The 1,348-nt window shown below is 45.0% G+C and carries 1 protein-coding gene; it reads left to right on the top strand.

What is annotated here, in order from left to right; all coding sequences use genetic code 11:
• The first annotated feature begins 253 nt into the window (after positions 1–253).
• Positions 254–1,303, top strand: coding sequence for an IS110 family RNA-guided transposase (locus HMPREF0650_RS11235; RefSeq protein WP_004350900.1), 1,050 nt, complete (start codon positions 254–256; stop codon positions 1,301–1,303).
• Positions 1,304–1,348 lie beyond the last annotated feature (45 nt).

The following is a 1,348-nucleotide window of genomic DNA, read 5'->3' as shown; positions in this document are numbered from 1 at the left end:
CTCTAAGTTTGCAACATGAAAAAAAATAGGATTAAATCTTTTTGCTTACTAAGGGTGGCTTATTACCTTTGTTGTTAAAAGGAGAGCCAGCCTGCAGGGAAGGGAAACTTTAAATAAAACGGGGCTTCAAGCCCATAATTTGCTTTAGTCCTCCCTGCACAGTTGCAAAGACCTGATAGAAAGTTAAGGCTTCGAGCCTATTTAGAGTTTTGAGTCCGTTGCAACTTTAGCCGGTTCTTGTAATTGCAAAGTTATGAAGAAAATTTTTATTGGCATTGACTTTTCAAAAGAAAAGTTTGATGCGACCGTCATCAAGGCGGAAGATTTGAGCGAGATGCTGTCTGTAGGGCACCAAGAGTTTATCAACAAAGTTTCAGGCTATCGTAAGATGCTCCGTTGGGTGGACAGCCTATGCGGTGCCGACACATGTGAGGACTGGCTTTTCTGTGGCGAGAATACGGGCGGATACAGCCAGATGATGAGCAACTATCTCTATTCAAAAGGTTATGACCTTTGGATAGAGAATGCCTTGAGCATCAAGCGTGCCTTTGCCATGAAGCGTGGAAAGAGTGATAGGTCGGACTCGGTGATGATTGCCGAGTACGCCATGCGCTATCAGGACAAGGCCTGCCTATACGAGCCGTTGAACCCGGCACTCTCACAATTACGCGAGGTGTTCCTCTACCGTCACATGCTCGTCAGGCATAAATGCAGTTTTGAGGTTAGGCGAATTGAGAAGCGTCTTACGCAACAGAAGTCATCCGCAAAGACGATGATATCGCAGAGTTCTCGACACATATTAACCGAACTTAAGCACGAGATTCAAAAGTGCGACCAGCGAATACAGGAGCTTGTACGCTCAGACGAGGAACTTAGTCGCATCTTCGGCATCATTACTTCCATGCCTGGTGTGGGAACGCTCAATGCGGTGTGTCTGATGGTCTTCACCAACAATTTCACCAAGTTCGACTACAATGCCCGCAAGATAGCCTGCTACTACGGTGTGGCACCCTTCGCCCGTGACTCTGGAACCAGTGTGCACTCGGCTCCCAAAGTAGGATATTTGGCCAACAAGATGATCAAGTCGCTACTCTCGCAGGCTGCTTTGGCTGCCGTGAACTTCTGTCCAGCTATGAGCATGTATTACCATCGACTGGTAGACAAAGGCAAAAAACCAATGGTAGCATTGAACAATGTTAAGAATAAGATGCTGACAATCATCACAGCAATGGTAAAAAACGACTGCAAGTATCAGCCAGAATACATCTCTATCAATGCTCGAAGTGAAATGTTAAATAAATAGTTAAAATCAAAGAAACAGGAGAAAAATAACATAGAAAGCAAATTC

Source organism: Hoylesella buccalis ATCC 35310 (genome assembly GCF_000177075.1).
Lineage (GTDB): Bacteria > Bacteroidota > Bacteroidia > Bacteroidales > Bacteroidaceae > Prevotella > Prevotella buccalis.
The sequence above is the reverse complement of the archived record's forward strand: the minus strand, read 5'-3'. Positions and strand labels throughout refer to the sequence as shown.